This window comes from Vibrio diazotrophicus (assembly GCF_038452265.1).
GTDB classification, from domain to species: Bacteria; Pseudomonadota; Gammaproteobacteria; order Enterobacterales; family Vibrionaceae; genus Vibrio; species Vibrio diazotrophicus.
Window position 1 is genome coordinate 1,992,514 of the sequence record NZ_CP151842.1, and the last position, 25,052, is coordinate 2,017,565.

Here is a 25,052-nt window from a genome sequence, read left to right on the forward strand (position 1 = left end):
GCGATGAGTAAACGAATTTATCAGCATTTAGAAACGCTTTGGCAATACATGCAAATGGGCCATCAGCTACAAAAAGCCGATGTCATCATTGTTCTTGGAAGCAACGATACCCGTGTCGCCGAAGTTGCAGCGTCCCTCTATCATCAAGGCTTGGCTCCTTTGGTTGTGTTCTCTGGCGGTCATGGTCGTTTCACTGAAGGATTGTTTGAGCGTAGCGAAGCAGTGATTTTTGCTGAAGTGGCAAAAGATTGCGGTTTACCAAGTGACGCAATATTGCTGGAGCCTCGCTCTTCTAACAGTGGTGAAAACGTACTTTTCACCTATGAGCTTTTAAAGAAAAAAGGCATCACAGCTAAAAAAATCATCTTGGTTCAAAAGCCGTATATGGAAAGACGAGCGTATGCGACTTTCATGCAGCAATGGCCAGAAGAACTGGAATCTCTGCAAGTCACATCTCAAGCGAATAGCTTCTTTGATTATCTGACTGAAGACCTGACATTAGACTTCGTTGTCGAAGCGCTGATTGGTGATTTTGAACGTATTCAAAATTACCCTGCGAAAGGCTTCCAGATTGAGCAGGAAATCCCAGAGGAAGTGTTACAAGCCTATCAGGCATTAAAACCTTTGGCAGCTTAATACAGTCCCTCGTTTATGAACAAAAAAAGGATGGCAATGCCATCCTTTTACTTATCTGTTTTTCGCTATTTACCCAATGCTTCTTTGTAATGCATTCGGCACACAGAGACGTATTTATCGTTACCACCAATCGCAACCTGATCACCTTCGGAGATCGCATTGCCATGTTCATCGGTGCGGATAACCATGTTCGCTTTGCGTCCGCAATGACAGATGGTTTTCAGTTCCACCAGCTTATCTGCCCATGAAAGTAGATACTTACTACCTTCAAACAATTCACCAAGGAAGTCTGTACGCAGGCCATAACACAGCACTGGGATATGAAGCTTATCAACCACTTCTGTTAATTGATAAACCTGCTCTTTAGACAGAAACTGACACTCATCAACCAGTACGCAATGACGCTTTTCATCTTCATTAAGACTTTTGATCACATCAAAAAGGTTTGTTTCGGCTTGAAATAGATGTGCCTCTGCTTCCAGACCAATACGTGAGCTCACTTTACCAATGCCATAGCGGTCATCAATTGCTGCGGTAAAGATAACAGGTGTCATCCCACGTTCTTGATAGTTAAAAGACGATTGCAGCAGTGTGGTTGATTTACCTGCATTCATTGCAGAGTAGTAAAAATACATCTGAGCCAAGGGACAAATTTCCTATCTTATTCAAAATCATTTTGTCGGGATTATACAAAGCAAAGAGAATGCTTACTTTGATCCACTATCAGTTAGACAATAAAACTATCAGTTAGACAATAAAAAGGGTGGCTAGTTAGCCACCCTCAAATCAATGCAGAATTTACTCTGCTTTTTCTTTCGCAACAGTTACAGCAATTGCCAGCTCTTCAAGAGCCGCTGGGTTTGCCAAACTTGGCGCATCTGTCATCAGACACGCAGCAGCTGTTGTTTTAGGGAACGCAATAACATCACGGATGTTATCAGTACCACATAGCAGCATCACTAGACGGTCAAGACCGAATGCAAGACCCGCGTGTGGAGGCGTACCAAACTTAAGTGCATCTAATAGGAAACCGAACTTAAGTTGTTGTTCGTCAGCTTCAATACCTAGGATATCGAATACCGCTGCCTGCATTTTCGCATCGTGAATACGTACAGAACCGCCACCTACTTCGTAGCCGTTTAGTACCATGTCGTATGCGTTAGATAGCGCAGCAGTCGGGTTCGCCTTCAACTCTTCTGGAGTCATGTTCAGAGGAGACGTGAATGGGTGGTGCATTGCTGCAACATTACCTTCACCGTCGCTTTCAAACATTGGGAAGTCGATAACCCATAGCGGAGCCCAAGCTGAAGTATCTGTTAGCTCTAGGTCTTTACCTACTTTCAGACGTAGCGCACCAATTGCTTCAGCAACGATGTTCGCTTTGTCTGCACCAAATAGGATGATATCGCCATTTTGAGCGCCAGTACGTTCGATGATTGACGCAATGATCTCTTCAGTCAGGAATTTCGCTACTGGAGATTGAATGCCTTCAGCGCCTGCTGCTAGGTCATTCACCTTCATCCATGCCAAACCTTTCGCTCCGTAAATCGCGACAAATGACGTGTATTCATCAATTTGCTTACGGCTAAGTGCAGCACCGCCAGGTACGCGTAGAGCAGCCACACGGCCGTTCTCATCGTTTGCTGGACCAGAGAATACTTTGAAATCTACGTCTTTAAGCAGATCAGCAACATCAACTAATTCTAGTGGGTTACGTAGATCTGGCTTATCGCTACCGAAACGACGCAGTGCTTCTGAATAAGGCATGATTGGGAACTCGCCCAAGTCTACACCTTTCAGCTCTAACCACATTTCACGGATCATCTTTTCAGTCACAGCACGAACTTGTTCTGCGCTCATGAATGAAGTTTCGATATCGATCTGAGTGAATTCAGGCTGACGGTCAGCACGTAAATCTTCGTCACGGAAACATTTAACGATTTGGTAGTAACGGTCAAAACCAGACATCATCAGCAGCTGTTTGAATAACTGAGGAGATTGAGGAAGAGCGTAGAAGCTACCTTTGTGAACACGGCTTGGTACCAAGTAATCGCGAGCACCTTCAGGTGTTGCTTTAGTCAGTACTGGTGTTTCGATATCTAGGAAATCGTTGCTGTCTAGGAAACGGCGAACAAAGCTTGATGCTTTTGCACGCAGCTTAATGCGGTCGCTCATTTCTGGACGACGTAAGTCCAAATAACGGTATTTCAGGCGTTGCTCTTCTGAGTTCTTCTGGTTGAAGTCTAGAGGCAGCGCTTCACTACGGTTGATAATAGAAAGGCCAGTCGCCAGAATCTCTACTTCACCGGTTGTCATGTCTTTGTTGATTTGGCTTTCTGGACGAGCGCGAACCTCACCCGTCAACTTGATACAGAATTCATTACGAAGTTGGTTAGCAACTTCAAAAACGTCTGCCATATCCGGATCAACAACTACCTGAACGATACCTTCACGATCTCGCATATCAATGAAGATAAGACCGCCTAAATCACGACGACGGTTAACCCAACCGCACAGCTCCACAGTTTGTCCTGCAAGGGACTTGTTCAGGTGACCACAATAATGGCTACGCATAATGAAATTCCCAATCTCTTAATAAGTCATCAAATTCTATGTGACACAGTCAACTCTGTTGAAGCGGTTGTTAACAACAACTTTTCTTCAAGAAAGGACTCTGCCACGGAAAAGTTCCATTTATACGCTGAAAGACGTATAAAATCGACCTTCCAGAATACAATTTGTTGTGTTTTATCCATCGTTGCTGACATTTAGTACAATAAACCGCCATTTTAGCGACAATAGCATCTGCAACATGGAAAAATTGGCGCTGATTATAGCGCTAAAGTATCGTATTCTTCAAAACTCTCGTGACGATAAACAACAAAAAAGAGCAAACAACACTGGCTATGGATGCAATGGAATACCCTCTTCGACTCGGACTGACGATGTGGTCTCACTCTTTCTGGCAGCAGCATTTCTACGGAAGTGGTACTCAAGCATCGCAACGACTCGAAAAATACGCTCAGGTATTTCATACGGTAGAAGGTAACACCACCTTTTACGCCTCTCCGTCACCTGCGACAGTCAACAATTGGAAAGCGGCAACACCAGAGTCATTCCGATTTACTTTTAAACTGCCGAAATCCATTACTCACCAGAACATGTTGAATGGTTGTCAGGACGAACTGAAAGCCTTTATGAGCTTGATGGAACCGTTACATAACAAAGTGGGCATGTGGACCATTCAACTGCCTGCTGCTTTTGGTCCAACTCATCTGGAGCAATTAAAAAAGTTTCGACGCTATTTCCCTGCTCAGTTTCCTTTAGGTGTGGAAGTGAGACACCCAAGCTTTTTCGCGAAAGGGGAAGCAGAGAAAGCGTTAAATCAATGGCTGAACGAAGAAAACATTGACCGTATCATTATGGATAGCCGTCCTCTCTTCTCGGCAGAACGCACATCCGAAGCCATTATTGATGCTCAGCAGAAAAAGCCCAGAGTGCCAGTTCATGCGATTTCGACAGGGAATAAACCGATGATTCGTTTTATCGGTCATCCTGAAATGGATGCCAATATGCCCTTCTTCGAACCATGGATTCAAAAGCTGCCAACTTGGATTGCCGAGGGCAAGCAGCCTTATGTGATGATTCACACCCCAGACAACAACTATGCTCCGGAATTAGCACTGGCAATTTACCGACGTTTGCAAAGCGTTATCACTCTGCCGGATTTAGCGGCATTCCCCGCTCAAAACGATACAAATCAACTAAGTATGTTTTAGAAAAAAGTACATCGGTGTTTTAGAAAGAAATACATAAGCTGCATTTAATGACAGACGCCACATTTTTTCATAAAATACGCGCCTTTTCTTGAACCATCTACTGTTTAAGTAGGCATTTTGCTTCGGCGTGAGGTCACAATGAGCCCAAAAGACACTATCTTTTCTGCCCCAATCGATAAGATTGGCGATTTCACGTTTGATGAGCGTGTGGTTGAAGTGTTCCCAGATATGATTCAGCGCTCAGTTCCTGGCTATAGCAACATCATCTCTGCTATTGGCATGTTGGCTGAACGATTTGTAAAACCGAACACTCAAGTGTACGACTTAGGTTGTTCGCTTGGTGCTGCGACGCTTTCCATTCGCCGTCACATTCAACAGGAAGGCTGTAACATCATCGCAGTTGATAACTCTCATGCGATGGTTGAACGCTGCAAGCTGCACGTCAACGCTTACCGCTCTGACACACCAGTAGAAGTGATTGAAGCGGATATCCGCGATATCGAAATCAGCAATGCGTCTATGGTGGTACTGAACTTCACTTTGCAATTTCTATCACCAGAAGATCGCTATTCTTTGCTGGAAAAAATCTATGCTGGTTTGCGTCCAGGTGGCATTTTGATTGTGTCTGAGAAGTTTGTATTCAATAACGAAAGCGCTCATGAGCTGCTTATTGACCTGCACCATGATTTCAAACGTGCAAACGGCTACAGTGAGCTGGAAATCAGCCAAAAGCGCAGCGCGATTGAAAACGTTATGCTCCCAGACTCTATCGAATTACATAAAGAGCGTTTCGCAAAATTAGGCTTCTCAAGCTTCGAAGTTTGGTTCCAGTGCTTTAACTTTGGCTCTATGTTTGCCATCAAATAAGATTTTGGAAGCTGCAGTACTGCCCTTACCTTCAGCTTCTCTTTATTGTTTTTAGGGTCTCAATTTTTTTGATTAGGATTCTCCATGTTGAATTTTGCTAATGTCTATCAATTGCTTGCACAAGACACACGCCTGCAACCTTGGCTTAATGTCTTGCCTCAACAACTTACTGACTGGCAACAACAACCTCACGGTGACTTGGATCGTTGGTTGCGAGCTTTAAACAAAATTTCTAGCTCACAACCTGATCATATAGACCTAAAAGAGTCGGTAACTGTCAGCAACAGTGAACCTCTGTCTGATGGTGAACAGAAAAAACTGGAGAACTTGCTCAAGACTTTCCACCCTTGGCGTAAAGGTCCTTACCACCTGCACGGTATTCATATCGATACTGAATGGCGCTCAGACTGGAAATGGGATCGTCTGCTTCCGCATATTTCTCCGTTAAAGAACCGTTCCGTATTGGATGTGGGTTGTGGTAACGGCTACCATATGTGGCGCATGCTCGGTGAAGGTGCATATCAAGTAATTGGTATTGACCCTTCTGAGTTATTCCTAGTCCAGTTCGAAGCTGTACGTAAGCTGATGGGTGACAATCAGAAGGTGCACTTGCTTCCTCTTGGTATTGAGCAACTTCCTGAGCTGAAAGCGTTTGATACTGTATTCAGCATGGGCGTGCTGTATCACCGTCGCTCTCCGATTGACCATTTGATCCAATTGAAGAACCAGCTTGTGTCTGGTGGTGAATTAGTATTAGAGACACTTGTCATCGAAGGCGATGAAAACGCCGTATTGGTTCCGTTTGACCGCTACGCACAGATGCGCAATGTCTACTTCTTCCCATCCGCTTTAGCATTAAAAGCATGGTTAGAAAAAGTGGGCTTTGAAGACGTAAGAATCGTTGATGAGAACGTGACATCACTTGGTGAACAACGTAGCACCGAATGGATGACGCACAACTCTCTGCCAGATTACATCGACCCGAATGATCCGACCAAAACGGTCGAAGGTTATCCAGCACCACGTCGTGCAATTCTGGTTGCTAAAAACCCTTAATCATTTTCGTATCGTTCTGAGTCTACATAAAGTTGCAGCCCTGCAACTTTATGTGGTTCCGCAAGCTAAGAGAGAGCCCAAGAAACCAGTAAATCGGGATATTTTGACACAGTTTTAACTCTCTCATCCTCTTTCAAAGTTATCCTACCCGCAGGATGAATTCGTCATCTTTGTCTCATCAAATATCACAGTAAAAACAAATAAATAAGGCCGTAAATGTTTAAGCGCATAGCACCAATCGTAGCTCTAGGCTTTCTTTCTGGTTGTACCCTAATGAATGGTGATGAATATCATCAAGCTACTCTTACTGCGATTCAGCAGTCAAATGCCCAAATCACTAATGAAATAACCAATTTACAGCTTCAACTTAGCAATCAGAATGACTATATCGATAGCCTAGAAAGCAAAGTTCTGACTTTAGCGGATGATGTGAAAGGACTAAAAGTCATCGCAGAGAAGCGTGTACCGAAAAGTGTTAATAAGAAGTCTCCGACCTCTAAACAACTACTTGTGTCTAAGCCACAACCGCAACATAAACTGGTGCTGGGTGAAATCGAACACGTAGAAATCAAAGCGCTTGACCAAATCTTCGATGCCCGTGTCGATACTGGCGCAGCGACGTCTTCACTCAACGCCATTGATATTTCGGAATTTGAGCGCAACGGCAAGCAATGGGTTCGCTTCCATTTATCAGACGGAGAGAACAAACCTGATGATTCTAATTGGATAGAATCGCCAATTGTACGTTACGTACGAATCCGCCAATCAACCAATGAAGAGACTGAAAGACGTGCAGTTGTTCAGCTATGGGTCAAAATTGGTAGCATCAACGAAAAAACAGAATTTACGCTGGCAGACCGCTCTCAAATGAGCCATCCTATCTTGCTAGGGCGCGAGTTTATTCGTGATATAGCTGTAGTGGATGTGAGTCGTAAGTACATTCATACAGCGACAAACTAATAACAAAAATAAAGGTAACTTATGACGTCAAGAGTTCCATTTTATCTATCAGTTTTTTTACTGATTGCAGCTGGGATTGCTTTGAGCGTACTCCGTCATCAAAATTATGGAGTACCTTGGACCCCAGGTGAAACCCGCCAGATTTGGGATATTGAAGCTAGGATAGAATTCAACGCATTAGGCAAAGAAGCTAAGGTTTCTCTTGCCGCTCCTCACACTCAAAATGGCTACACACTTATCGGCGAAACCGCCTCTTCACCCGGTTATGGGGTTTCCTATGTCAGTGACCAATCTGGCCGACGCGCAGAATGGTCTATCCGACAAGCTCAAGGTCCTCAAACGATTTACTACAAGACTCAGTTTCTTGTAGATCCTCAAGCAAAAGTCACCACTGTTCCTCCAATGCAAGAAGTGGTCAAGCCGACTTTTGAAGGTCCTGTTGAAACTGCCGCCATTGCTCTGATTAACCGCGCTACCGAACGCTCTGCTGACGATATCTCTTTCTCGCGTGAATTAATCAAAAATCTGAACGATTCTGAAAGCCAAAACGCAGCATTACTTACTAATAAGATGAGTAAAGTAGAAGCGGCGGAAAAACTACTTTCTTACGCACAGATCCCAAACAAAGTTGTGGGTGTTATTCATCTTGAAGATGGACGTCGTCGCCAGACAATTCAACACATGAACCAAGTGTGGGATGGCAAGAAATGGGTTCTTTTCAACCCAGAAACGGGCACTCAGCCTTCTCATCCAAACCTACTCGTTTGGGATGAATCGAACGTATCGCTACTTGATGTGATTGGCGGACGTAACAGCCAAGTGCACTTCAGCATGATCGCGCAAGAAGTGTCACCACAGCAAGCAACCGACAACAAAGTTGATGCTGATGGCTTGCTAAACCTATCTATTCACAGCTTGCCACTTGAAGAGCAAGCGATGTTTAAAACCATCATGCTGATCCCGATTGGCGCACTGATTGTTGTGTTCCTGCGTGTGATTATTGGTCTTAAGACATCCGGTACATTCATGCCTGTTCTAATTGCAGTTGCTTTCGTTCAGACACAGCTAACAACCGGTATTATTGGCTTCCTGCTTATCGTTGGTACGGGGCTTATCATTCGAAGTTACCTATCCAAGCTGAACTTGCTGCTGGTAGCGCGGATATCCGCCGTTATCATCGCGGTAATTTTGATAATTTCTATCTTTACCGTTGTCGCCTTCAAGATTGGCTTAACAGAAGGCTTAACTATTACGTTCTTCCCTATGATTATCCTCTCTTGGACAATCGAACGTATGTCTATTCTTTGGGAAGAAGAAGGTGCGAAAGAAGTCGTGCTGCAAGGCGGTGGCTCACTTCTAACGGCAGTATTAATTTACTTGGCAATGACCAACTCTTATGTACAGCATCTGACCTTTAACTTCATCGGTCTACAACTGATTGTTCTAGGTATCATCTTGCTTCTAGGTACATACACAGGTTACCGCATCACAGAGTTGCGTCGATTTAAGCCTCTTGTAGACGGAGATTAATATGTTTCTTAATCTCTCAGAATACACATCGCCCTTTAAGCTAAAGCGCAAAGGGATTATGGGAATGAACAAGCGTAACCACGCTTATATTGGTCGCTACAACGACCGTTCTAAATACCCATTGGTGGATGACAAGCTAAAAACAAAGCTCATTGCTCAACAAGCGGGTGCAACAGTACCAAAGCTAATTGGTGTGGTGAGTAACCAAGGTGACGTAAAGCATATCCATGAGATGGTCAAAGACTGGCCGGGATTTGTTATCAAACCCGCTCGTGGTAGCGGCGGTAAAGGGATTCTGGTTATCACGTCACACAAAGATGGCGTGTATACCAAACCGTCCGGTTCAACCATCAACAAAGAAGACGTAGAACGCCATGTGAGTAACGCACTGGCTGGCTTGTTCTCTTTAGGTGGTAAGAATGACGTAGCAGTGGTTGAAAACCTGATTAAGTTTGATGACTGTTTTGACGGCTTCAGTTACGAAGGCGTGCCTGATGTACGTATTATCGTATTTAAAGGCTACCCAGTAATGGCAATGATGCGTCTTTCCACATCCGCTTCTGACGGTAAAGCGAACTTGCACCAAGGTGCTGTTGGCGTGGGTATTGATATTGCGTCAGGTAAAGCGGTGCGTGCTGTTCAGTTCAACCGCCCTGTCACACTTCACCCTGATACCGGTAAAGAGCTGAATACACTTCAGGTACCACACTGGCAACGCTTGTTAACTCTTGCGGCAAGTGCTTGGGAAATGACGGGCCTTGGCTATATGGGTACAGATATGGTGCTCGACAAAGAAGAAGGGCCTATGGTGTTAGAACTTAACGCCCGCCCCGGCCTAGCGATTCAAATCGCCAACGGTGCTGGTCTTCTGCCTCGTCTGCAACATATTGAAAGCCTCGGTACGCCGATGATTTACCCATCAGCAGAAGAGCGTGTTGCTTACGCTGCCAAACATTTTGGAGCCAAAGAAGAGTAAACACTCCCCTTCTCCTAAAACACAAAGCCAGAGATTGATTCTCTGGCTTTTTTGTATGGGGAGTGGGTTTTGGACAGAAATGTTTCAGCCCGAATAGACTGAAACGAAGATGGACAGAAACAAGCTAGACTTTATAATCTAACTCGTGAGGTTTTAATTAGAAAACATAAGTCAAATTATTTTAGATAATTATTAATGTAAACGCATTAATTTTAATCGACTTTATCCCACAACTCAATTTGATTGAAAATAGATTCAATTCCATTCTTTATATCGGATATATCATCCAAATATATCAGCCAGAGATTAGTTTCAGCCCTTGAACATGCTACATAGACCAAATTTTGAGTATTAATAATTTTGTCTCTTATATCTTCATCTCTTAGAGCTTCAATTCTAGACTTTTCATCACTACCTCTAAACTCGAAGAATTTTTTAAATTTATTTCGACCATGATTTCCAGAACCAAAACTATGCTCCATTATTATAGCTACATTTTGATACTCTTCACCCTTTGTTCCGTGATAGGTATGGTATCGAATCTTTCCAGATTGCTCTTTTTTAATATACCTAACCCATCTTGACCAAACTTCGATTGAAATATTTAGGACTTGATTTACCTTATCTATTTGTAAATCATTCAAGATATCGTCATCATGATCTCTAATAATCATCAAGTCTCTCAATCCACCTCTAACTAGTGAATCAATGCTTCCATAGTCAGAAATTTCATCTTGTTTAGCCCCTAGAAAACGTCTGACAAAGATATCTAAACAACTCGAATGTGGGTTTGCCAAATGGTAATCTGATATTGCGGCCAAAAGTTCGCTAAGACTTATTGGATTTATTTCTTTAAGAACCTTCACAAAGCTGTGAGCATCATAAAAACTAATGGAACGCCCCTTTTCACCAAAAAGGTCGTAGAAAGTGGTGCTGCTATCTTCTATTGACAAATAAGAACTAAGTAACTTGTAGATTACCCTTATTATAGGCTCTAGTTTCTCTAACTCATGTGCCAGCAATTTTGTATTTAGATCATCAAAGTATATATTTTCAGCTTCTCGAAATGACTCATAGACCTCACCAAAACCGTTCATTTCTGCCATCAGCCTATTCGTCAAAACTAGACAATCAATTTCAGAATCTTTAACTAACGATGATTTAAACTCATTTACAAAGTTTTCAGCAATCGCTATCCTGCTAGTATCTGCATTTATGTTATTTACATAGTAAAAGCGAACATCACCATTCACCTTATCATCAAATATTGGCTCTTGTTCTATTTGATCATTCCTAATAATGTTTGCAACATCTATTATTTGTTTCTGAGAACGTCGGTTGTACTTTTTATAAATAACCTCTACTTTAGGGTGAAGTGTATCTATTTCAGAACCAACACCATCATCATAGATTGTCTGAGCAGTATCTCCAAAATAACCAACCAACCATTTCCTGTTATTTTCCTCAGAGTAGTCATGAAGATTTTTCATTATTTTTATCACTAAAGGATGCGCATCCTGATATTCATCAACAAAAATAAATGGATATTTATCAATAATGATCCTTCGTAATATTGGATATTCACTAACCATTCTTTCAGAATACTCAATTAAAGTGTCGTGACTGAATTTCATTTTGTCCAATCGGTCGGCATTAAATATGCTATCATATGATACGTGTGTATATCCTTTTTCTTGGCTCTCTATTTTGTCAATGGCAGTTTCATATCGATCCTTTTTGTAAACTCTTTTCGCTACCTCTTTGAATTTTCCGTAATTTTCTTGCCACTTTTTAACAGCAGATTCCCCATAATATTCATGATACCCAGCATAAGCGGCCTTAAATTCTGCTGCTCTAGAATTTCTATTTCGGTAATACGTATTTTTACTTTCTTTAACTAGGTTTATATAACTATCTCTCTCATCTGGTAATAATGCATTAAAAATACCAAGCTTATTATCAGGGTCATTTTCTAGTTCATTATCAACTTTTTCTAGTTCATTTTTTAATTTATCTAAATGTATAGATACAAGCTCAGGCTGATACCTCTGTATAATATCCCATAACATTTCGTGTATTGTTGAAACGATTACTAGTTCGGAGTTGCCAAGTCGCTCTTTGATCTCATTAACAGCTACATTTGTATATGTAATACAGATTATCTGTTGCTTATTTTTACTCAGTTTGGCAACTTGTGTTTTTAATAAGTACTTTAAACACTCAACCAATGCGTACGTCTTACCTGAACCTGCACCAGCACTAAACCTGAAGCTCTTACCTATTTCTACTACATCAAATATTGATTGTAGTAGTTGCTTCTCTTCCTCAATCCTATTACTCATTTACTCATCTCCATTTTTCATTGATGTACTAGAGGTGAGTGTTTCCTTCATCCAATTAAATCCATCTTGAATGTACTGTGGTAATACTGGTGTAGGCTTTTCTTCAGAAATTATACATCTGTATAATAACTCACTTGAAAAATCGCTTTTACTCTTAGAGAGCTTTCTTTGAATTTCATAAGATTTAGATATTAAATTGTCCAAAGACTCAGAACCCTGCGATCCCACAATTGTGTTATAGATCGCCGGTTTACAAGTTCTAAGAGTTTCATTTAGAATTTCGTTATTATAATTTGTTAATATAAATGCCTCTTCCAAGCTTGTGGCATAAAAATTATTAATTTTATCTTTTTGGAAAACCACATGAAGATTTTCATCTGTATAGTAGATAAGATTTTCTAAAGAATCACTTGATTCATTCTCAGTCGTTTCCCCATCTTCCAAATCTTCTTCTTTTTGTAACTTTTTGAATGAAATTATAGTGGAATTTGTTGTTATAAGTTTATCCAAGCTTGATATTTGAGTGTACTCTTTCACACTCTGAGTATCACTTTCACCTTTTTTGTGCCCACAATAATCACAATTATCATCATCTTTACTATGCTTAATGTTCTTTTGACAAGCTTTCCTTTTTATATCAAGATCAGTAATAATCAAACAAGGCACTTTTAATGATTTTGCTAGAGGCAAATAAACTTTACCATGAGCTCCATTTATATTGAAAATTGACACATAAGAGTTCTTCAAGACGTCATCATTATCTATATAGTATTGAAGTAACGCTTCTTCAGTAGCTCCTTCAACAAATATTATAGCATCGGAGAAAAAGAGTTCAGAAACTTTATATTTTATGTGTTTCTTTATGAACTTTAATTCGTCACTTTCTTTACCATGGTGACCAGACACAACAGAGTCATTCAGGTTGATAACATTTGCCGCTTTATCCAATACAGTCAAGTAGTTAATGTTGTCAAAAGAATTACTACTATGAATCTTGCTATTAACTATGTGTGATGAGTGTGTTGTTATGGCAATTTGACAGTTTAGCACCTTCTTGTCATCTGAGTTTTTATTCGCGATATCTAGTGCATGTTGAACTGCATTATCTATTCGATTGATAAAAAACTCCTGCATTTGAGGGTGCATAAAAGCTTCAGGTTCTTCAATAAACAGGAGGTTAATTGTACTATTGTAACTGTCTTTCTTATAGCTATCTACGTAATGAATTATCTCACCAATAATGTTTAGGAGGTTTATATAACCTAAACCAAATTGACTTTCAGGAATATAATCACCATTATCAGAAAAATTATACTTAATGAGATTTCTCACTAAACTATCATAGGTAACATTACCTTTCAGGTCTAAGTCAACATGACTTTTGTGTTCAATCTTTCTTAGCACAGATGATACATTATTGCTTTTACTTTCTATTGATGTTGTTAATGTTTCATTAATGTTCTTTATTTCTTTTTCTAGGTTGCTCTTTCCAACTTCATCACTCTCAAACTGAAAACCAACTATTTTATTAAATACATCTGTAAGAATCCCATCTTTCAAATGTCTATTAGCTTTAATTTCTCTAAGGTTTATCAATTCTTTAAGAGAAAATCTTTTAGCTTCGAATCCGCGACTGTCATAGTACTTAATTTTAAATAACTTAATCTCTTCATTTAGCTCAAGAAAGTCTGAGGATTGCTCTAACAAATCATATAGCAAAGTAATGCTTTCATTTCGTGGTAAATTTTCATCTTTAACATATTTAACGAAATTACCTATAGCTTCCTCAAATGCCGTTGCTTCCGAAACTTCTACTTTAATAGTTATTTTTACACTACTTAATCCAGATCCATTGACACTTGCAAACTCTAGTAAGTTTGTCATTAGATCACTTTTATCCATATCAACTTTAGCTACAAGTTGAAATTTTAATTCCGGTAGAGGAATAGGTTCGATACTCTCAGAGAGGTATTTATCATGTAATTCTGATATGTAATCCACATTAAAGTCTGTTGACTTGGGCTGACTATTCTCACATAAAAGCCTTAAAGCATTGGCTATCGTGGTCTTTCCCGCATTGTTCTTCCCTATGATTAGCGTAGTAGAAGGCCCTATAACAGACATGCTATCATCCTCACTAGCATCTATTGTCCCTATGTTGCTTGGCTCTACAAAGTTAATTACATTGTTTTTGTTTCGGAACTTTCTATAGTTTTCAATAGTCAGGCTTTCTAAGTACACGGTGTCTCCCTGTAATATTCATAATTCCATCCCCCATAAAAACTAATGGAGTCAAAATTCATATTCACTCAGTATCATTTATATCGAATGGTAAAGGAAAAGGCTTTGCTTTGGCACACAGTTCTCGTAGTTCATTTGAATTACTCGCATACCATTCGAAGCCACTGGGTTAAATCATTACTTTTTGTATATCAAAACTAGCTGATTATCTGTGGCGTATATAGAGACGTAACAGGCTTCGGTGCATTTTCGAGTTAGATTGTGCCAACTCTAACAGTTCGAGAACAGTGTACCCCTGATGTTTTAAGGCGTTTTGCAAAATTGGCGAAATTAGTACTGTTTCATCGTAATGAATAGATTCGATGTATATTTCACTAATCTCAATAGGGATTTATCAATGGTGTGAGATAGGTATGCACCGAGCTACTGTTCTCTCTCAAATGCAGTGATATGATGATTTTACTGTTTTCAGACATTGTAGATGAGTTGACTTAAAGCATGGAAAGCAAAAGTAACTACGACCATTTGGTCCATATCAAAAGCCACGACGAATTAGCTTTGTATGAACTCATTCCTAATGTGGTGTGGTTTTTTGACCTCGATAAACATGGTTGGTGGTGGGGAAATCAAGCCGCCGTCGACTTTTGGGGATTAGAGAATGTTCAACAACTTATTGATAAAGACCTCTCTGGTGACACTCAAGGCGCAAAGGATAGAACGGCGCAGACATTTGAGCTGGCGGCTAAAAATGGTCTGACGATAGATCCATGGACAACCTACCCTAACGGAAAACCCAAAACTCTCTTTATGATGCACAGAGCTGTGTTATTGGGGCCTGAAAAGCATCGTGGAATCATCGCTTTTATTAACGAAAAAGTGGAACTGGGTCAGCAGCCCGAAAACTTATTGTTGGTAGAAGCGATGCGTTATACACGAGTCGCTGCTACCACCTTTACTGACGCTGGCGAGATCGTAATTGAAAATCCAGCCGCCACAGAAACTTATGCCCATTTAAACAGCAAACCAATACCCGAAGGACAGAGTGTGTTCGTGGCGCGTTTTGCTTCTCCTGAACAGGGACGAGAATGTCTGGCGAAAGCAATCGAGGAAAAAGGTGGTCGTTGGGATTACATTATGCGCACGGCCGAAGGTGATCGTCAGCATTCACTTGATATTAGACGCACTCGCCACCCTTTAACCGGAGAGTTTTTGTTGCTGGTGGTTGAGTATGATGTGACCGAACTTTATGATGCATTGGCGGAACTAGAACAGGCACATGAAAACTTACACCATATCGCCATGACCGATACTTTGACTCAAGTTTCTAGCCTGCATCATATGCAAAAAGCCGCAAAGCAGTTTTTGAACGATGCCACGATACATGGTGAAAGTGTGCGAGCACTGTTTATCGACCTTGATGGTTTTAAGCAAATCAATGATAAACATGGCCATGATATTGGGGATGAAGTACTAAAAATTGTTGCACAGCGTATTAAGTCTGTAATTCGCCAATCGGATATTTTGGCTCGTGTCGGTGGTGATGAGTTTGTGATACTGCAACTCGGTGCCAACGATACAGAGAGCATTGCTAAGCGTACCCTGAGTAGTTTAGCTGAGCCTATTTCGCTGCCTAGTGGAATGGTTAAGGTGAATGCCAGCATCGGTATCGCTTCATATCCGGAAGATGCTGATAACCTGAAAGATCTACTGAAGATTGCAGATGATGCGATGTATAAGGTGAAGAAATCAGGCAAAAATGCCTTCTCGTTTGCAAAGTGTTAGGGCTTAATTTTTAAGCGATATTCGGACTATCAAGCATATCTAGCCCCGTAAGCTTGTTTACCGCTTTGTGCATGATGCAAGTGCTCCGCACAAGAGGTTTTGGAGACTACGTTAAGTAAGCAAAATCACAAGCTGGGTGAACGATAAAGGCGGAAACATTCCGCCTTTATAATTGAAATGTTTGTGTTCCCACCTAAGATTCTGAGCAGGTTTTAGATTCGCGTTTAAACAGAGAAATACGTGGTAGTAATAAGCCTGTAATAACGACGGCAATACCAAGCAGTTGTAATTCTGTCACCGCCTGACCGAGCATATACGAGGTCAACACAGAGAAGATGGGTACAAAGTTGAAAAACAGTGCCGCATTGGCAGAGCCTAAGTGTCGCACACCGTTTAGCCACAGCAGATAGCCAGCCACGGTGCCAAATACCCCTATATACAATACTTCTGATATACCCAACACAGAGCTATTCCATAACTCGGCAAATGGATGCACCTCTGGTGTTACCAAACACATCACACCAATAACTGCAGCCCCACTTAACATGCCTACGAAGGTATAAGGGATCACTGGCATCCAACGACTGATGCCTTGGCTGAAGTACGTGTAGAAACTCCAAGCCAGCATTCCGAAGAATATCAGCTTATCGCCGTGGTTGATTTGCATTGAAAACAGCGCCTCAAAATGTCCGTTGGTGATCACCATCAGAACACCCGTCAAACTGACCAGCAGGCTAAAACACTGCATAGCAGACGGCAGCGTTCGCAACGCAACACAGGCGATAAGAGAGGTCATCAAAGGACTAAGCGCCATAATTAATGAACCGTTAGTGGCATTAGTAGAAGCTAAGCCTGTAAACAAACCGAGGTTCAAGCCCCCTATTCCCACGGCGCTGACGGCGATAACCCAAACCCATTGATTCGAACTCAAGTTCAATTTGGGTATACGCACAGCTTTGAGATACACAGCCAGACACAAGGCCGCAATAACGAAGCGCCAGAACACCAAAGTAAGAGCATGAACTTCCTCTAAAACGTGTTTGCCAATTGGAAAGCAACTACCCCAAAAGAAGGTACAGATAATAAGAAGGATCACTGCTTTCATCGTTGAATCAGATTTCATCGTCACTCCAGATGACTTGTCAAAATGTATTCCTTAGTGTATTGATTTCAATAGTTGGATAAACAAGCAATAACAAGACGGTAAATGCCAATAATGAAACCAAGCTATTCGTTAGACGATCTGCGCTGTTTTTGTACTGTAGCACGTTTGGGCAGTTTCAAAGACGCTGCCCAATCTTTGAGTATGCCGCTCTCAACTTTGAGTCGCCGCATCCGCCAGCTGGAAACCGATTTACAGCTCCGCCTGCTCAACAGAGACGCTCATCGCGTCGTTCTGACCAGTATCGGTGAGCAATATTTTCAACGCTCGGTCGCCCTGTTTGATGAACTCAATGATATTGACGAAGATCTGCATCGGGATAAGTATCAGCCTCAAGGAAAAATCCGCATTTCCGCCCCCATCAATGCAGGCTCTCAGTTTCTGCGTGCCATTTTTTATGAGTTCTTGCTGAAATATCCCGACATTCAGCTAGATCTTAGTTTTTCCAACACCTTGATTGATATTGAAGCGGAAGGCATGGACGTGGTGTTTAGAGTCGGAAACACTGTGGTCGACAACTGGATTGCAAGGCCGTTAAAGCACATCCACTTCATTTTGTGCTCTCATCCTGACTATGATATTTCCGGCATAACCACACCAGATAAGTTGTGCGGTCATCCCACAGTCATTTGTCGCCCTATGATACCGTGGCAGTTGGTACACAAAGAGAGTGGCGAAGAGTTTGATTATCACCCGAATAAGGGGGTAAGACTGGAAGTAGATGAAATTGTAATGTTAACTCACGCCATCAAAACAGGATTGGGTATCGGATACGTACCAGATTACTTTGCGCTACCTATGATAGCTCAGGGTGAAATGAATCACGTACTACCCGACTGGAGTAGTAAAGCCCGCACATTACATATGCTGTATCGCGACCGCGACAACCTGCCAATGCGAGTGCGTCTGTTCATCGAGTTCGTTCTACTGCACTTTAAATAGAAAACACTCAGCCAGCGTTTTAAGTAGCTGGCTGAGTGTTGGAAACTATCTTTGACGCGTTTTTTGCACTGCCGCCTAGAAGACGGCATTCAAGCGACTAATCACGGTTTAAGAAAGGGTATTCCAGACCAATTTGTCGACGAATTTCATCCATGGTTTTCATGGTATTAATACTGTCCTGCCAGCTGATAACGTCACTTTGCAGTTTGCCTTGAGCAATACAGTTCATCACCTCTTCGATTTGATATTCAAACCCTGTTGCTCTGAAAGGTAACTCTATCGCCTGCTCTTCTTCGACTTTAACATTGAGAACTGCTTTGGTTGCACCCCAGAACATAGAATCAACGGCAATGCTTCCTTTACTGCCATAAATGGTAAAGCTGTTGTCCAAGTTGGCATTGAGTCCACAAGTGAACTGACTGGCTATGCCATCGTAATCAAGAATCACGCTTGTACGCTCATCCACATTGGTTTCGCCTATCAAGCCATTGGCGACGATTGAGCTTGGTTCACGCTGCAACACAAACTGCGACATGGTGAGGTTGTAAATCCCCGTATCAAGCAAGGCACCACCAGCAAGTTCATTGTTTAACAAGCGATCATTCTCATCACGCGGAACATTAAATGAGAAAGATGAACTCAATACACGCAACTCGCCAATTCGCTCTTCATCAAGCCACAGTTTCACTTGCTGCCAAACTGGCAGAAAACGTGTCCATACCGCTTCCATCAAAAAGGTTTGATGCTTCTGCGCTAAATTTACCAATTCTTGAACTTGTGCTTCATTGACAGTGATAGGTTTCTCACACAGTACCGGTTTACCCGCTATCAGGCATTTTTTAGCACACTCAAAGTGAAAGCGATGTGGGTTTGCTATGTAGATAGCATCAACTTGAGGATCATCGATAAGAGTTTGATAGTCGTCGTAGGCATGTTCGCAATCGTACTCTTGGGCGAAGGTTTTCGCTCGTTCTAGGTTAGAGCTGGCTACCGCATACAAACTTGCATTGGGTACCACTTTAAGGGCTTTGGCAAAGTTGTGAGCTATTCGGCCAGGGGCAATAATCCCCCAGTTAAAGGTAGTTTCAGACATAAATGTTCCCTGTTATTTTTTTGTTCCCAAAAAGCAAAATGAAGAAGCCGACTCAAAGCCAGCTTCTCCAAGTTATCTACGAGTTTAAGGTTTAGCACGTATAAACTAAACCTTAGCCTAGCTTTCCATTGAGTAACAGAAAGAGTCAGGCGTCACAGACTTTTCAGCGCAGCGGCTTTACAGACGCTGAGTCGACTGAGTATCAAAAATCGAGCATTTGGTTGCTTCAACTTTCACTTTGAATGAATCGCCTACAGAAAGTTGGTCTTCTGATGTCACTCGGTGAGACAGAGTGTGCTGCTCGGTAAACTTGGTCCACACCAAGGTATCAGAACCCATCGGCTCGACCAACTCCACTACCCCTTGAATAACGTTGTCGGAGGCGTCTTCATTAAGCTCTGCAATTAAGTGTTCAGGACGAACACCTAACGTCACTGCGGCACCATCTACAGGCTGTTCAACAAATGGGTATCCACTCACATCAATATTCAAATCCGCTGATTTAAACAGCACTTTATCCGCATGTACGCTTAGATGCCCTTTAATGCAGTTCATTGCTGGAGAACCTAAGAATGTCGCAACAAACAGGTTTTGTGGCTTGTTGTAGACATTATGAGGGGTATCCAGTTGCTGGATAATTCCGTCTTTCATTACTGCAATGCGGTCAGCTAGAGTCAACGCCTCAATTTGATCGTGTGTAACATAGATCATTGTTGATTTGAGCGTCTTATGTAGCTTTTTGATTTCTAACCTTAATTCCGCACGTAGTTTCGCATCTAGATTCGATAAAGGTTCATCAAACAGATAGATATCCGCATCGCGAACTAAGGCTCGACCTATCGCAACACGTTGACGTTGTCCGCCTGAAAGTGCTGACGGCTTACGCTTTAGTAGCGGCTCTAGTTGCAGCAACTTCGCCGCCCAAGCAACTTTCTTATCGATAGTCGCTTTATCTACGCCTGCAATGCGCAACCCGAAAGACATGTTTTTCTCAACGCTCATAGTTGGATAGAGAGCATAAGACTGGAATACCATGCCAATACCACGGTCTTTTGGGTCTGCCCAAGTCACGTCTTTGCCATCAAAATGGATGTTTCCACCACTGGTATCAATCAAACCACCGATCGCATTAAGTAGCGTAGATTTCCCGCAGCCTGAAGGGCCAAGCAATACGAGAAACTCACCATCATCAATAACAAGGTCTAACTGCTTAACGATTTTTGTCGACTCATAACTGATGTCGAGCTTACTGATGTTTACGATTCCCATAAAATTACCCTTTTACTGCACCAGAGGCGATACCACGAACAAACCAACGCCCTGAAGCGACATAAATGATTAGCGGTACAAGTGATGTAAGAATAGTAGCGGCCATATTGACGTTATAAGCACGCTCGCCTGTTGTTGTATTCACGATGTTATTGAGTTGAACGGTCATTGGCAGGTTGTCGTTACCCGCGAAAACCAAACCGATTAAGAAGTCATTCCAGATATTGGTCACCTGCATGATCACTGCCACGATGATAATTGGCACTGACATTGGCAGCATGATATTGAAGAACACCTTGAAGAAACCTGCTCCATCTATGCGCGCAGCATTAAACAGTTCCATCGGTAGAGTGCTGTAATAGTTTCTAAACAGCAGCGTCATAATTGGCATACCGAAAATGACGTGAGATACCACTACACCAGTCAAAGTGCCGTAAATACCAATATCTGCATAAACTCGAATCAAGGGATAGATAAACACTTGATAAGGGATAAATGCGCCTAACAGTAGGCAAGCAAAAAGCAGGTTCGCGCCCTTAATTTTCCAAAATGACAGCGCGTATCCATTGATGGCACCAAATAGCACGGAGATAACCACACTTGGAATTAAGATACGGACTGAGTTCCAAAAACCTACTTGTAGACCATTACACTCCAAGCCTGTACAAGCGCTGCTCCATGCCGTTTTCCATGCATCCAACGAAAAGTTTTGCGGAAGAGCAAAAATAGAAGATAGACGAATCTCGTCCAGTTCTTTAAATGAGGTCACCAGCATCACGTAAAGAGGCAACAAAAAGAACAGTGCTGTAATGATTAAAAACCCATAAACACCAAAGCGTCCCCATTGTGCTTTGACTGACATCGGTCGCTCTGATGCGGTCAATTTCATTGTAGGTGAATGTGTCGCCGACATAAGTTACCTACCTTATTTCTTAATGTAATTTGAGTAGATGAATGGCGCGATTAAGCACAAGACAGTCGTTAGCATCACGGTCGATGCTGCCGTCGCCAATCCGATATTTGCGCGTTCAAATAGGTTATCCATGATGAACTTAGCCGGTACTTCACTTGCCACACCGGGGCCGCCGCCAGTCATCGCGACAACGACGTCATACATCTTGATGATGCTGATAGAGAGTAAAACGACAGTAGTGATAATCATTGGGCGCAGCATAGGTAAAATAATGCTGATATAGACACGCCACGTTGGGATACCGTCAATTTTGGTCGCTTTCCATAAGTCTTCATCAATACCACGAAGACCAGCCAGAAGCAGCGCCATGACAAGACCAGCCCCCTGCCACACCGCAGCAATCACAACGGTATAAAGCACCATATCGGGGTTAACAATCCAATCAAAAGAGAAAGACTCCCAACCCAAAGAGATCATAGTTTTTTGGATACCTAACTGTGGATTAAATATCCACTGCCACACTAAGCCAGTGACGATAAAAGACATGGCATAAGGAAACAAAAATACGGTTCTGAAGAAGCTCTCAGCTTTGATTTTTTGATCTATAAAAACAGCCAATAAAAAGCCCAGCACAAAACAGATTGCGAGGAACAAAAAAGCAATGACCAGTAGGTTTTCCAGCGAAGTCACCCAGCGGGAAGTACTGAATAGTCGCTCATACTGAGCGAATCCAACGAAGTCACTTTTAGGCAACATTCTTGAACTAGAAAACGAAAGACGAACCGACCAGAACATAGTGCCCATATAGGCAATCAACACGGTCAGTGCCATGGGTAAGGCTGCCAAATAGGCAAGTGCGTTACGTTTTAGGTGTCTTTGCACCGCAGCAACATTCATCGATGCACTCCACGATAAGTCAAAATAAGAGAGACATTCTTTAAAAAGGCGCACATACGTACGCCTTGTAAGTGAAAGTAATATTAGTCACGAAGCGCTTGAGTAAAGATAGTGACAGCTTTATCTGTCGTCATCTCTTGCGCGTTCCATACTTCTGTCACTGCATCTTTAAGTGAACCGTACAGATATTCTTCCATCAGCATTGAACCATCTGGTACCTGACGTTCTGCCACTTTCAGGATCGCCGCACCTTTCTGTGCACAAATATCCATGCTTGAAACATCGATATCGGTACGAACTGGGATCGAACCCTTCAAGTTATTGAACTTAACTTGCGTTTCAGGACTTAGCATTGATTCAACCAGTTTATTCTGAACTGCGATTTGCCCTTTATCGTCGGTTTTCGGGAATACGAATACGTCACCGCCCACGATGTAAAGAGAATCATCACCCAAACCTGGGAAACAACCGTAATCTTGACCTGGGATCTTGTTGGCTTGAGTGAACTCACCCTTCGCCCAGTCACCCATGATTTGAATACCTGCTTTATCGTTGATAACAAGGCTGGTTGTATCATTCCAGTTACGACCTGGAGAGCCTGTATCTACGTATGGCTTAAGTTTCAAGAAAGTATCAACAACATTTCTAAACTCAGCTGAATTAAGAGTTTCACTATCACGTTTACCTAGCGCATCAAGGTAAAGTTGCTTGCCGCCTACATTACTTAGAACCGTGGCGAACATTAGGTTTTCTTGCCAGTTTTGACCACCAAGAGCCAGAGGGATATAGCCAGCAGCTTTGAGCTTGTCTAGAGCAGAAAATAGTTCATCAACAGTGGTAGGCTCTTTCTCAATACCTGCTTTAGCAAACGCCTCTTTTGAATACCAGAACCAACCCGGCATGTGAATGTTCACAGGAGCAGCATAGAAATGACCATTAACTTTGATGGCATTCAACGTTGGTTGCGGCAAGATTGCTTCCCAGTTATTGGCTTTCGCTACTTCATCGATGTTGTTCAGCATGTCTTCTGCGATCATCTCGTGGTACTGCTGAGAAGTATTAAATAGAGCCGCTGTCGTTGGGGAACCACCAATCATACGGTTGATTGCCGCGCTACGAGCATTTGAACCACCCGCAACTGCGCTATCTTTCCAAGTTCCACCTTGCGCCTCAAATGAATCGGCCAAGACTTTGATCGCTGCGGATTCGCCACCGGAAGTCCACCAGTGCATCACTTCTGCTTCTTCCTTAGCAAAAGCTGGCGTGGTAGCGAGGGTTATGGCGGCAGCCAGAGTAAGTTTCTTAATCATTGGGGGTACCTTTAGAGTTCGTTATTGTGTCTATTAATAATAATTAACGCTGAATCTTAATGGTTCAAAATGGAATCGATTCCATTTTTATATTTTATATATCTATATATTGGACTCTTCTAGAAGATCTTTTATTAAATATATCAATATGAGGATTTGATCACTAATTGCATAAATTAATGGTTTTAGGCAAAAAAAATCTGTAAATATGCAAAATATGGCTCTACCATGGGCTTAAAGCAGTACTTTAGGTAAGTGAGTAGAGATCTATGGCGACTATAAAAGATGTAGCTAAGTTAGCTGGAGTTGGAGTCGGAACCGTTTCCAGACATCTATCTGGAAACGCTTCTGTTTCACCCAAAACAGCCAAAAAAATCGCTGCAGCTATGGCTGAATTAAACTATCGCCCAAATAGTATGGCGCGCTCATTGTCGTCAAAGCGTTCAGATATTGTTGGCCTTTGGGTGCCCTCTTTCTCTGGCTCATTTCATAGAAAAATGTTGCAGACCATAGAACGAGAACTACGCAAACGGGACAAGCACATCATTCTGGCCAACGCTGAAGATGCGCAAAACGATGAAGAGCGAATCAAGTGCCTCGATTACTTGATTGAACGTGATTGCGACGGCATTTTGATGTCCTGCCCTGAGCTATCTGTTATCCAGTTAGCGAAGATCGAAGCTCGCTATCCTAAGGTTGTGTTTATTAACCGTGATATCGAAGAGTTAATAGATAAAACCTTCTGCGCCAATCATTACCAAGGTGGTCGCCTAGCGGCTGAACACCTCATTGAACTTGGCCACACTGAAATTGCCATCGTCACTGGACGTATGAATGCACAAGATGCCATCAGTCGTCATCAGGGCTTCATAGATCGACTAGCGGAATCTGGCATTGAGGTGAAACCAGAGTTAATTGAATCCGGCGGCTACAGTTTTGAACTGGGTCGTGCTGCCACTCAACGTTTGATTGATAAAGGCATTCCATTTACCGCTCTATTTTGCGGTAACGACAACAGCGCCATGGCGGCAATTTCCACACTGAACGAACAAGGTATCGTAGTCGGTAAACAGGTGTCGGTGATTGGTTATGACGATATTGACTTGGCAGAATATGCCTCACCATCGCTAACCAGTGTACGCATTCCACTAGAAGAAATTTCTATCAATGCTTGCCATCAAATTCTCAATTTATGTTACGGCGAATCGCTCCCAATAAAGACTCGTTTTGAACCGACGCTATCCATCCGCAATTCAACACACTCAGTAAAACAGTTGAAAACTAAGTAGTATTTCAG

The 25,052-nt window shown here is 42.1% G+C and carries 20 protein-coding genes; 10 read left to right on the plus strand and 10 right to left on the minus strand.

What is annotated here, in order from left to right:
* The first annotated feature begins 3 nt into the window (after positions 1–3).
* Positions 4–636: a YdcF family protein gene (locus AAGA51_RS09115; RefSeq protein WP_042482045.1), complete on the plus strand. Its 633-nt coding sequence runs from the start codon at positions 4–6 to the stop codon at positions 634–636.
* A gap of 65 nt (positions 637–701) precedes the next feature.
* Here the strand turns inward: AAGA51_RS09115 and AAGA51_RS09120 are convergent, their stop codons facing one another.
* Both AAGA51_RS09120 and aspS read right to left on the minus strand, forming a co-directional pair.
* Positions 702–1,280 (minus strand): thymidine kinase, encoded by a 579-nt coding sequence (locus AAGA51_RS09120; protein ID WP_042482044.1) that lies wholly within the window; start codon positions 1,278–1,280, stop codon positions 702–704.
* Positions 1,281–1,434: 154 nt separating this feature from the next.
* Complete coding sequence (gene aspS / locus AAGA51_RS09125; protein ID WP_042482043.1) at positions 1,435–3,210, minus strand: aspartate--tRNA ligase; 1,776 nt, start codon at positions 3,208–3,210, stop codon at positions 1,435–1,437.
* Between the two features lie 341 nt (positions 3,211–3,551).
* Here aspS and AAGA51_RS09130 point away from each other — a divergent pair, with 341 nt between their 5' ends.
* The 6 genes from AAGA51_RS09130 (at position 3,552) to AAGA51_RS09155 (ending at position 9,804) form a co-directional block, all read left to right on the plus strand.
* A complete protein-coding gene (locus AAGA51_RS09130) occupies positions 3,552–4,415 on the plus strand; it encodes a DUF72 domain-containing protein (RefSeq protein ID WP_255209361.1) in 864 nt (287 codons plus the stop codon).
* A 138-nt stretch (positions 4,416–4,553) separates the two neighbouring features.
* Positions 4,554–5,282 (plus strand): carboxy-S-adenosyl-L-methionine synthase CmoA, encoded by a 729-nt coding sequence (gene cmoA, locus AAGA51_RS09135; protein WP_042482041.1) that lies wholly within the window; start codon positions 4,554–4,556, stop codon positions 5,280–5,282.
* An 84-nt stretch (positions 5,283–5,366) separates the two neighbouring features.
* A complete protein-coding gene (gene cmoB / locus AAGA51_RS09140; protein ID WP_042482038.1) occupies positions 5,367–6,338 on the plus strand; it encodes a tRNA 5-methoxyuridine(34)/uridine 5-oxyacetic acid(34) synthase CmoB in 972 nt (323 codons plus the stop codon).
* A 216-nt stretch (positions 6,339–6,554) separates the two neighbouring features.
* Positions 6,555–7,298, plus strand: coding sequence for an ATP-dependent zinc protease family protein (locus AAGA51_RS09145; protein WP_042482036.1), 744 nt, complete (start codon positions 6,555–6,557; stop codon positions 7,296–7,298).
* Positions 7,299–7,319: 21 nt separating this feature from the next.
* The gene (locus AAGA51_RS09150) at positions 7,320–8,828 is read left to right on the plus strand and encodes an inactive transglutaminase family protein (protein WP_042482034.1); all 1,509 of its coding nucleotides are present in this window, start codon (positions 7,320–7,322) and stop codon (positions 8,826–8,828) included.
* 1 nt (position 8,829) lies between these two features.
* On the plus strand, positions 8,830–9,804 hold the full coding sequence (locus AAGA51_RS09155) for an alpha-L-glutamate ligase-like protein (protein ID WP_042482032.1): 975 nt from the start codon (positions 8,830–8,832) through the stop codon (positions 9,802–9,804).
* Between the two features lie 212 nt (positions 9,805–10,016).
* Here the strand turns inward: AAGA51_RS09155 and AAGA51_RS09160 are convergent, their stop codons facing one another.
* Positions 10,017–12,146: a UvrD-helicase domain-containing protein gene (locus tag AAGA51_RS09160; protein WP_042482030.1), complete on the minus strand. Its 2,130-nt coding sequence runs from the start codon at positions 12,144–12,146 to the stop codon at positions 10,017–10,019.
* A complete protein-coding gene (locus AAGA51_RS09165; RefSeq protein WP_042482028.1) occupies positions 12,147–14,387 on the minus strand; it encodes an AAA family ATPase in 2,241 nt (746 codons plus the stop codon).
* 498 nt (positions 14,388–14,885) lie between these two features.
* On the opposite strand from AAGA51_RS09165, the gene AAGA51_RS09170 reads away from it, so the two are divergent.
* A complete protein-coding gene (locus AAGA51_RS09170; RefSeq protein WP_042482026.1) occupies positions 14,886–16,169 on the plus strand; it encodes a GGDEF domain-containing protein in 1,284 nt (427 codons plus the stop codon).
* A 193-nt stretch (positions 16,170–16,362) separates the two neighbouring features.
* Here the strand turns inward: AAGA51_RS09170 and AAGA51_RS09175 are convergent, their stop codons facing one another.
* Positions 16,363–17,292 (minus strand): DMT family transporter, encoded by a 930-nt coding sequence (locus AAGA51_RS09175; RefSeq protein WP_042482024.1) that lies wholly within the window; start codon positions 17,290–17,292, stop codon positions 16,363–16,365.
* Between the two features lie 84 nt (positions 17,293–17,376).
* On the opposite strand from AAGA51_RS09175, the gene AAGA51_RS09180 reads away from it, so the two are divergent.
* Positions 17,377–18,273 carry a LysR family transcriptional regulator gene (locus AAGA51_RS09180; RefSeq protein ID WP_255209360.1) on the plus strand — a complete coding sequence of 299 codons (897 nt, stop codon included), beginning with the start codon at positions 17,377–17,379 and terminating at the stop codon, positions 18,271–18,273.
* A gap of 97 nt (positions 18,274–18,370) precedes the next feature.
* Here AAGA51_RS09180 and AAGA51_RS09185 read toward each other — a convergent pair whose 3' ends face one another.
* The 5 genes from AAGA51_RS09185 to AAGA51_RS09205 all read right to left on the minus strand — a co-directional run bounded on the left by AAGA51_RS09185 (position 18,371) and on the right by AAGA51_RS09205 (position 23,755).
* Complete coding sequence (locus AAGA51_RS09185) at positions 18,371–19,366, minus strand: Gfo/Idh/MocA family protein (RefSeq protein WP_042482020.1); 996 nt, start codon at positions 19,364–19,366, stop codon at positions 18,371–18,373.
* Between the two features lie 177 nt (positions 19,367–19,543).
* Positions 19,544–20,635 carry an ABC transporter ATP-binding protein gene (locus AAGA51_RS09190; protein WP_042482018.1) on the minus strand — a complete coding sequence of 364 codons (1,092 nt, stop codon included), beginning with the start codon at positions 20,633–20,635 and terminating at the stop codon, positions 19,544–19,546.
* A gap of 4 nt (positions 20,636–20,639) precedes the next feature.
* Positions 20,640–21,497: a carbohydrate ABC transporter permease gene (locus AAGA51_RS09195; protein ID WP_217995498.1), complete on the minus strand. Its 858-nt coding sequence runs from the start codon at positions 21,495–21,497 to the stop codon at positions 20,640–20,642.
* A gap of 63 nt (positions 21,498–21,560) precedes the next feature.
* Positions 21,561–22,445 (minus strand): carbohydrate ABC transporter permease, encoded by an 885-nt coding sequence (locus AAGA51_RS09200; protein ID WP_042482017.1) that lies wholly within the window; start codon positions 22,443–22,445, stop codon positions 21,561–21,563.
* An 83-nt stretch (positions 22,446–22,528) separates the two neighbouring features.
* On the minus strand, positions 22,529–23,755 hold the full coding sequence (locus tag AAGA51_RS09205) for an ABC transporter substrate-binding protein (RefSeq protein WP_042482014.1): 1,227 nt from the start codon (positions 23,753–23,755) through the stop codon (positions 22,529–22,531).
* A 269-nt stretch (positions 23,756–24,024) separates the two neighbouring features.
* Between AAGA51_RS09205 and AAGA51_RS09210 the strand changes: the two genes are divergently transcribed.
* On the plus strand, positions 24,025–25,044 hold the full coding sequence (locus tag AAGA51_RS09210) for a LacI family DNA-binding transcriptional regulator (RefSeq protein WP_042482012.1): 1,020 nt from the start codon (positions 24,025–24,027) through the stop codon (positions 25,042–25,044).
* Positions 25,045–25,052 lie beyond the last annotated feature (8 nt).

Excerpts from the sequence above, each read along its gene's own strand:
- AAGA51_RS09170 (WP_042482026.1), top strand. The coding sequence starts at position 14,886 with ATGGAAAGCAAAAGTAACTACGACCATTTGGTCCATATCAAAAGCCAC.
- AAGA51_RS09185 (WP_042482020.1), bottom strand. The coding sequence starts at position 19,366 with ATGTCTGAAACTACCTTTAACTGGGGGATTATTGCCCCTGGCCGAATA.
- AAGA51_RS09145 (WP_042482036.1), top strand. The coding sequence starts at position 6,555 with ATGTTTAAGCGCATAGCACCAATCGTAGCTCTAGGCTTTCTTTCTGGT.
- cmoB (WP_042482038.1), top strand. The coding sequence starts at position 5,367 with ATGTTGAATTTTGCTAATGTCTATCAATTGCTTGCACAAGACACACGC.
- AAGA51_RS09195 (WP_217995498.1), bottom strand. The coding sequence starts at position 21,497 with ATGTCAGTCAAAGCACAATGGGGACGCTTTGGTGTTTATGGGTTTTTA.
- AAGA51_RS09190 (WP_042482018.1), bottom strand. The coding sequence starts at position 20,635 with ATGGGAATCGTAAACATCAGTAAGCTCGACATCAGTTATGAGTCGACA.
- AAGA51_RS09200 (WP_042482017.1), bottom strand. The coding sequence starts at position 22,445 with ATGAATGTTGCTGCGGTGCAAAGACACCTAAAACGTAACGCACTTGCC.
- cmoA (WP_042482041.1), top strand. The coding sequence starts at position 4,554 with ATGAGCCCAAAAGACACTATCTTTTCTGCCCCAATCGATAAGATTGGC.
- AAGA51_RS09115 (WP_042482045.1), top strand. The coding sequence starts at position 4 with ATGAGTAAACGAATTTATCAGCATTTAGAAACGCTTTGGCAATACATG.
- AAGA51_RS09210 (WP_042482012.1), top strand. The coding sequence starts at position 24,025 with ATGGCGACTATAAAAGATGTAGCTAAGTTAGCTGGAGTTGGAGTCGGA.
- aspS (WP_042482043.1), bottom strand. The coding sequence starts at position 3,210 with ATGCGTAGCCATTATTGTGGTCACCTGAACAAGTCCCTTGCAGGACAA.
- AAGA51_RS09160 (WP_042482030.1), bottom strand. The coding sequence starts at position 12,146 with ATGAGTAATAGGATTGAGGAAGAGAAGCAACTACTACAATCAATATTT.
- AAGA51_RS09130 (WP_255209361.1), top strand. The coding sequence starts at position 3,552 with ATGGAATACCCTCTTCGACTCGGACTGACGATGTGGTCTCACTCTTTC.
- AAGA51_RS09180 (WP_255209360.1), top strand. The coding sequence starts at position 17,377 with ATGCCAATAATGAAACCAAGCTATTCGTTAGACGATCTGCGCTGTTTT.
- AAGA51_RS09155 (WP_042482032.1), top strand. The coding sequence starts at position 8,830 with ATGTTTCTTAATCTCTCAGAATACACATCGCCCTTTAAGCTAAAGCGC.
- AAGA51_RS09205 (WP_042482014.1), bottom strand. The coding sequence starts at position 23,755 with ATGATTAAGAAACTTACTCTGGCTGCCGCCATAACCCTCGCTACCACG.
- AAGA51_RS09175 (WP_042482024.1), bottom strand. The coding sequence starts at position 17,292 with ATGAAATCTGATTCAACGATGAAAGCAGTGATCCTTCTTATTATCTGT.
- AAGA51_RS09150 (WP_042482034.1), top strand. The coding sequence starts at position 7,320 with ATGACGTCAAGAGTTCCATTTTATCTATCAGTTTTTTTACTGATTGCA.